1 protein-coding gene is annotated in these 659 nt (G+C 58.0%); it reads left to right on the top strand.

Annotated elements, in window-relative coordinates:
- On the top strand, positions 1-659 hold a 659-nt coding region (locus NW838_RS08660; protein ID WP_414427868.1), incomplete at both ends, for a hypothetical protein.

The raw sequence follows: 659 nt of genomic DNA on the forward strand, positions 1-659 counted from the left end.
CCAACCCTGCCCAGGGTTTCCTTATCCTTGGCCGGGATCCCTGGGATCCTGGCTGGAATTGGGTCTGCCTATGGGGTTTGGCAGGTGGTTCAGATGGGTCTGCAATCGGCTTCCTGGAGCGACTTTCGAGAATCGCTGGTGGCGACCCTATCTCCCTTTGATCCTGCCGACCACGGCGGCGAGCCACGACAACCTAAGGGGGATCCTCGCCCTTGGCAGGTGGCTCAGGAGATCCGGCAAACCCAGCTCCGCCATCAAAAGATCCTTGACCGCATCAAGCAGCGGGTGAAAGCCGAAATCCAGACCTGTGAACGCGCCCAAGCCCAACTGCGCAGCGAGCAGCAACGGTCTCGAGTCCTGCAGGCCCAAGCCCAACAGTTACAACAGCATCTGCAAAACCTACAAACATCTTCCCCTTCTCCAAGCTCCGAGTCGACCAAACCCACGCCAGAGCAAGCGCTGCGCCAAAAGCTCCGCCAACTTCAATCCCAGGTCACCACCCTGAAAATAGAATTGGAACGCCAAAGGACCCAACTGCAACACGCAGAAGCAGAGCGGGCTCAACTCCAGCAGCAGCAGCAAAAACTCAAGCGCATCCTGCAGCGCAAAAAATTGGAAAATCGAGAGTTGCGCTCCCAACAGGCAGAATGGGCCCGGCA

Origin of the sequence: Synechococcus sp. R55.2 (assembly GCF_047462075.1) — a bacterium.
Taxonomy (GTDB): domain Bacteria; phylum Cyanobacteriota; class Cyanobacteriia; order Thermostichales; family Thermostichaceae; genus Thermostichus.